This window comes from Coxiella-like endosymbiont of Rhipicephalus sanguineus (genome assembly GCF_018687865.1).
This window is the reverse complement of record NZ_NIQB01000031.1, coordinates 1-6,715: the sequence shown is the minus strand read 5'-3', so window position 1 is coordinate 6,715 and position 6,715 is coordinate 1. Positions and strand designations below refer to the sequence as shown.

The window sequence follows — 6,715 nt, the reverse complement described above, 5'->3', positions numbered from 1 at the left end:
TTTCCATCCCTAGCAATATGGTCAAAAGCGTCGCCGAACAATTAATTAAATATGGAAAAGTAGAGCGAGGTATGCTCGGAGTGACTGCCCAAAATATCACTCCTGAACTGGCTGATGCCCTCAATTTAAAACACAGCGAGGGCGCTTTAGTGACTAAGGTCGTTGGTAGTTCCGCGGAAAAAGCCGGTCTTCAAGTACAAGACATCATTGAATGCGTCAACCAGAGTCCTATCCATACTTCTGAACAATTACACAACATGCTCGGATTAGTACGACCTGGAACGACCATCCATTTAACCGTACTGCGCAACCACAAAACCGAAAAATTAACAGCTACAGTAGGTGATCCTAAAGATGTGCTTCTGGAACGTAAAGTTCCATTTTTGGGAGGAATGCGGTTACAGAAATTTAGTGATCTCGAACTAGATAGTACATTTTTAAGCGGTGTTTTGGTCACCAGCATCGATGATCACAGTGACGGCGCATTATCTGGTTTACAACCGGGGGATATTATTTTGAGCGCTAACAATCAAGCAACTCCCACAGTAAACGAATTAATGAATATTGCAGAGAAAAAACCTAAGCAATTACTGCTAAAGGTAGCGCGAGATTCCGAACAATTATTTTTAGTGATTCAGCCAACGCAGTAGCAGCAATTGATGAAAAGATGTACGAAATTTTTATTTGTCCTAGGTGCAGCGATTTACCTGATTGTCGTTGCAGTTTTCGTATTTTCTTCACATAAAAAACCAACCGCCGCCGTCAATTTGCCCCCGTTTGGGTAAATTAAGTCCTGTGGAGGTGACCGATATGCCTCTTACGGGGCCACAGCGACCTGAACTTTAGCAAATAATCAGACAGACATCAGTCCAAAAGTGGCGGGATATGTTACTAAAATAGCTTTCACACCAGGCACATTCGTCAAAACCGGCTCGGTTCTTATCCAGTTAGACAATCGAAAACAACAAGACGACGTAGCGGCTGCGCAGGCAGATTTAGAATTAAGTCAGTTACAATTTCAACGTGATTTAAAAGCTCTAAAACAAGGTTTAATTCTCCAAGCCACGCTCTATAATGACGAAGTCGCTTTAGACAAAGATCAGGCTCTTCTTAAAACCGATCAAACGGCTTTACAAGATATGACTACTCTAACGGCGCCTTTTAAGTGGCTATATTGGAGCTAAACAATTTAGTTTAGGCGATTATGTGAGCCTTGGAGAAAACTCATGACATTGATTGATCAACAAGAATCAAATCTCGTTTACAATTTACCAAGCTGATTTGTTCCGCAAATAAAATTGGATCAGCCGGTTTTAATCACGGCGGACTTTTTCCCAGATCAAAGTTTCAAGGCTAAAGTCAATTACTTCGCTCCTTATCGATACCAATTCTTAAGCCGTTAAAACGCATGCTTTGTTAAATAACGAAAAAGGAATTTTAAAACCGGGGCAATTTATCACTGTTTCACAAACTTTAGGCATTTTAAAAATGCTATTTTAATCCTAGAAAATAGTTTATTCACGAGCCTAAATGGCTACTACGTCTTCGAAGTTAAATAAAACAAAGCGGTTTCAGTTCCGGTAAAAGTAGGCGCACACCCTTATGGAAAGGTGTAAATTATTTCGGGGTTAGGAAAAGACGACCAAATTATTACTATGGGCAGGATCAAATTAACAACGAGGAAAGAGTGAAGATTGTCCAATGAATCTCTCCCCAAAATCTGTATTAAACGACCGTTCCTCGCGCTAGTATTAGTCTTGTCCTCTGTAATTGGGATAATGGGATTTAATAGTCTCAACATTTGCTTTTTTCAAATTCGAAAAAAATATTATTAATATTACGACTTCTTACCTGGGCGCTAGTGCAAAATTAGTTGAATTGAGCATCACCACTCCCCTGGAAGAAGGGATTAGTGGCATTCAAGGTATTGATAATATCATATCCCAAAGCTTTTAAGGCGAAAGCTTCGTCCAATTGACCTTAAAATCCGGCTCTGACTTTTATCAAATTGTTAACCAAATACGCGATAAAGTCGAACAAGCCCGTTCATAATTGCCAAGCAGCGTTAGTGCCCCGTTGTTAAGTAGGTTGGAGCAATACGAGTTTAATGGACGTGAGATTTAGCGCATTCAATGAGAGCGTTTAAAAAATCGAACAAATATCGGGAATTACTGACGTAGAGGTAGCAGGCGCAATCAATATGCCATCCGCATTTGGTTGGATTCCGAAAAAAATGGCGGCGCTGGGATTGAGCGTTAATGATGTTCAAGCAGCCATTCAAAACAGCAATATTGAACTTCCGACCACCAAAATTAAGGGAACTTCTATTAATTACCCCATTACGGCCGAAACTAAACTCTATACCGCCAATGAATTTAATATTAATAATATTATTGTAAAAAATAGCAATAGCTATCTTATTCGCGTTAAAGACATCGGGGAAGCAAAATTAGGCGATAACATATGTTCAGACCAAAGTATTGTAACGCTTAATGGCAAGCCTGGTGTATTACTGAGCATAAACAATACCACCGATGCCAACCCTATTGAAGAAGCAAAGAACGTTAATCAATTACTCGCACAACTGAAACCACAATTACCGCAAGGGATGGAAATCGTTCCCTCCTTCGATATTTCTACTTACATGAACGAATCTGTTCATGAAGTATATCTTTCTATTGGCATGGCTATTTTATGTTTAATTTTCATCATCTTTTTGTTCTTAGGACGTTTATGCACAGTCATTTTGCCTATTGCTCCTACTATCCCCGTCTGCTTAATTGCCTCTTTTGGCACCATGTATTTATTCCGCCTTAGCATTAATATCATTACTCTGCTTGCTTTGGTGTTATCCATTGGATTAGTGGTTGATGATGCTATTGTCATGTTAGAAAATATTTATCGCCATATTGAGAGTGGTGAAAAACCCCTAATAGCAGCGATCGAAAGGAAGTAAAGAGATTACTTTCGCGGTGATCGCTATGACAATTACTCTCGCTGCCATCTATGCGCCTATTGGACTTATGTACAATCAAATCGCCAGTATATTTTTCGTTCTTTTGCCTTCACTCTGGTAGGGCGCCCTAATAATCTTCAGACTTGTTGTGCTTACTTTATCACCGATAAGGGGATTACCGAAGTCGCACTTTCTCTTCATATTCGAAAAAAATAAATATTGGAAATGGCTTTTAGTCAGCGGCATTATCGCTTTGATTCTTTCTTTTGCCATTTGGACCGGCTTGACCCAATATTATACTTGGACAATAGGATTATTCGTGGGTATCAATTTAATTTTCTTTGGGTCTGACTTAACTCAGCCACACCAATCACCAATCCTCCTTAGTTTTTTTGCTTCTCGAGGTAAACCAGAAGTTTCCTTACGGCATTTCTGTCCGACTTAATGCCTTTGAATGGCACTTGACTTTTGTTCACCTCTATATTGGTTACAACTTAATTGGTCATTTTGCAGAAAAATTATTCGCTGAACCGATCTCGTTTCGTGCAAATGTAAAAGCTTTCATTGATCTAGGAATCAATCGTAGATCCTAATTTTATTGTAATTTTAGCAGGGCTTTGGGTACTCAGAGGCGCTATAAGCCCATCGGACTTGGATTTTTCACCCGTCTTGGCTCCATCGGAATTACTCTTTACCTCCTACCTAATCGCAACTGTTTTAGGAAAACACTTTCATCTTCGCTTTATCTGGGGCAATCGAGGTGGTGAGTGGGAAATACCCTGTGATGTATAGGGAGGGGGAGCGTATTACTATTAAGTTTTGCTGCTGTACTTTCGCTGCTGTACTAGGCATGGGAAAATACTCTATTGACGCAGCGCTTCAACAAAAATTTACATTAGGGGTTCCCTCAGGAACATCCTCTTCAGTAAGAATTATTATAACTGTCCTCTCCGAGCAGCATCTTCTGTCACATACACATGGGAAGAAACGCGACGAATTTCTGCTCCCAATTGTGCTAGCTTTTCTTCGATACATTCATAGCCTCGGTCAATATGATAAATCCGATCAACTACGGTATTGCCTCGTGCCATGAGGCCCGCTAAAACTAACCCAGCTGAAGCACGTAAATCTGTTGCCATAACCGGCACACCGGTTAATTTTTCTTTCCCACGAATGAAGGCTTTGCTGCCTTGCAATTTAATATCGGCCCCCATTCGGCGCAACTCGTGCACATGCATAAATCGATTTTCAAAAACAGTTTCGGTTATAACAGCATTACCTTGCGCAATCACATTAAGTGCCATAAATTGAGCCTGCATATCAGTAGGCATTTCAGGATAAGGAGCCGTATTAACATCGACCGCTTTGGGTCTTCGCCCTTCCATATCAAGGTCGATCCAATCATCTCCAATTTTAATCCTCGCTCCCACCTCGTGGAGTTTTTCCAAGATAACCCCCAAGGTTTTTGGTAGGACGTCTTTGATTCGGACATGCCCTCGCGTCATCGCTGCGGCAACCAAGTAGGTTCCTGCTTCTATTCGGTCGGGTAAAACGTGGTAACGCCCTCCCGATAAGCGATCAACGCCATCGATAACGATGGTGTCTGTCCCAGCTCCGGAAATTCGCGCACCCATCTTATTCAAAAATTAGCCAAATCCTGAACTTCAGGCTCACAAGCCGCATTATGGATAATGGTTTGACCTTCCGCTAAGCTTGCTGCCATAATGAGATTTTCTGTCCCTGTCACTGTAATTTTGCCTAAATTTAATTCCGTACCTTTTAAACGTCCGTCTACGTTAGCTCGAATAAAACCATCCACTAATTCCACATTGGCACCCAACACTTGCATCCCATCGATGTGAATATCCACAGGCCGAGAACCAATGGCACATCCCCCGGGCAAAGAAACTTCTGCTTCTCCATAGCGAGCTAATAAAGGCCCTAGAACGAGAATGGAGGCACGCATAGTCTTTACCAATTCATAAGAAGCATTAACATTCTGAATAGTCGAACAATCCACTTCGATACTCATACGTTCGTCAATGGTAATTTGCGCCCCCATCCGACCTAACAATTCAATCATAGTAGTCACGTCATTGAGGTGGGGAATATTACTTAAGATAACTGGCTCTCCAATCAATAGGGTGGCTGCTAAAATTGGCAAAACAGCATTTTTTGCCCTGATATCCGTATGGCGCCATTTAAAGGCACACCGCCTACAATAATTAATTTGTCCATATGGCTTTTTATTTGATCCCTAAAATCTCTGTCATCCCACAAACGGCAGCGATCACCCGCAACGAACTGGGGATCTTAATAAATCTAACGGATTTATTAAGTCGTTTTGCCTGACGTAACCACGCCGTCATGACAGCCAATCCAGCACTATTACATTGATCTACGGCTTGAAAATTAACCAAAATGTCTTTCTCTTTTTCAATCCAGCGATCACCCCTTTTCCGCAAGGCCAATGCTGTCTCAAAAGTGATTGCGCCACTAACCTTAAACACATTTGATGTCATTAAAATCTCCGGTTGTGGGCAACCAAGCGTTTCAATAAGGCAGCGAGTCCTCCCTGAGCAAGTACTCCTGAAAATTGGGAGCGGTAATTTTGTACCAAACTGATTCCCTCAATGCTGAAATCATAGACCTTCCATTGGCATCCATTGTTAACTAAATTATAGCTAATGGGAATTCGTTGACCATTTCGCCGCAGGATTACGCTCTCCACATTTACTTCCTTTTGATTGGCTACCCTGGACTGCAGCAGTGGACGAAACTTGATTTGGTCTTCATCATGAAAACTGAGTGCCATTGAATAAGTAGAAACAACGATTTTTTCAAATTCCCGAATAAACAATTTGCGTTGCGCAAGGGTGGCTGTTTGCCAATAATAACGACCAATGACAGAGCCAGCCATTCGATCTACATCAATATGGGGAATCAATTGTTGATTAACGATCTGATTAATCAGTTGCGGATTATTCTTTAATTGGGATTGATGCTGCTGTAATTCAGAAATCATCTTGTTCGCAATATCTTGTAAGAAAATAAGAGGAGAGGTACTCGCCGAGGCAAAACTACAAAAGAATAGTAACATAATAAAAATAGCATTTTTAATTAATTTTTTCAAAAAAACTACCATAGATTCTTCTAGTAATCGCTTAATTATTCTCATATTGCTCTACCGTTGTTACAGAATAAAAAATTAAAGATTATTTTTTAAATTAAAGATTATTTTTTAAAATTATAAATAAATTGGTCAATTAAATTTTCTAAGATTAGTGCGGAATGAGTGGTTTTAATCCAATCATTATTTTTTAAATTGACTGATGCAAAACCCGGCATCAATTCAATATAATTCGCTCCGAATAATCCTTGAGTTAATATCGTCGCTGAGGTATCTGCAGGCAAGTTATTTATCTTTTTATTGATTTGCAGGACGACCAAAGCCTGAAAGTTGTTCCTGTCTAAGGTAATTTTCATTACTTGCCCTACAGTAACACCGGAAATCATTACCGGCGCACGGACTTTTAAACCACCGATGTTGTCAAACTCAGTTTTGATAATATAATAATTTTCTTCGCCTAGGCATTTTAATCCACTTGTTTTAAATGCCAAAGCTATTAACGCTAAAACCCCGCAATCATAAAAAGGCCAGCCATAAATTCAATCGTTCGATTACTCAAATTACCATCCCCCCCATCATCAGAGCCGTCAAAATAAAATCTAAAGCTAATACTATTGTGGACGAATAAA

Annotated in this window: 7 protein-coding genes and 1 pseudogene; 4 read left to right on the top strand and 4 right to left on the bottom strand. The window is 40.2% G+C overall.

Annotated elements, in window-relative coordinates; all coding sequences use genetic code 11:
• From B1F79_RS02225 to B1F79_RS02210, 4 genes are all read left to right on the top strand, one after another.
• On the top strand, nucleotides 1-650 hold a 650-nt coding region (locus B1F79_RS02225; protein ID WP_251365820.1), incomplete at its 5' end, for a PDZ domain-containing protein.
• 225 nt (nucleotides 651-875) lie between these two features.
• On the top strand, nucleotides 876-1,184 hold the full coding sequence (locus B1F79_RS02220) for an efflux RND transporter periplasmic adaptor subunit (protein ID WP_251365819.1): 309 nt from the start codon (nucleotides 876-878) through the stop codon (nucleotides 1,182-1,184).
• Nucleotides 1,185-1,788: 604 nt separating this feature from the next.
• Nucleotides 1,789-1,956 (top strand): efflux RND transporter permease subunit, encoded by a 168-nt coding sequence (locus B1F79_RS06570; RefSeq protein WP_308159720.1) that lies wholly within the window; start codon nucleotides 1,789-1,791, stop codon nucleotides 1,954-1,956.
• A 244-nt stretch (nucleotides 1,957-2,200) separates the two neighbouring features.
• Nucleotides 2,201-2,956 carry an efflux RND transporter permease subunit gene (locus B1F79_RS02210; protein ID WP_251365818.1) on the top strand — a complete coding sequence of 252 codons (756 nt, stop codon included), beginning with the start codon at nucleotides 2,201-2,203 and terminating at the stop codon, nucleotides 2,954-2,956.
• Nucleotides 2,957-3,891: 935 nt separating this feature from the next.
• Here the strand turns inward: B1F79_RS02210 and murA are convergent.
• The 4 genes and pseudogenes from murA to mlaD all read right to left on the bottom strand — a co-directional run bounded on the left by murA (nucleotide 3,892) and on the right by mlaD (nucleotide 6,577).
• Nucleotides 3,892-5,194, bottom strand: a pseudogene (gene murA / locus B1F79_RS02205) (UDP-N-acetylglucosamine 1-carboxyvinyltransferase).
• A gap of 8 nt (nucleotides 5,195-5,202) precedes the next feature.
• Nucleotides 5,203-5,478 (bottom strand): STAS domain-containing protein, encoded by a 276-nt coding sequence (locus tag B1F79_RS02200; RefSeq protein ID WP_251365817.1) that lies wholly within the window; start codon nucleotides 5,476-5,478, stop codon nucleotides 5,203-5,205.
• Nucleotides 5,478-6,101, bottom strand: a complete 624-nt coding sequence (locus B1F79_RS02195) for an MlaC/ttg2D family ABC transporter substrate-binding protein (RefSeq protein WP_251365816.1) — start codon at nucleotides 6,099-6,101, stop codon at nucleotides 5,478-5,480. The genes B1F79_RS02200 and B1F79_RS02195 overlap by 1 nt, the downstream gene beginning before the upstream one ends.
• A gap of 89 nt (nucleotides 6,102-6,190) precedes the next feature.
• Nucleotides 6,191-6,577 (bottom strand): outer membrane lipid asymmetry maintenance protein MlaD, encoded by a 387-nt coding sequence (mlaD, locus tag B1F79_RS02190; protein WP_251365815.1) that lies wholly within the window; start codon nucleotides 6,575-6,577, stop codon nucleotides 6,191-6,193.
• Nucleotides 6,578-6,715 lie beyond the last annotated feature (138 nt).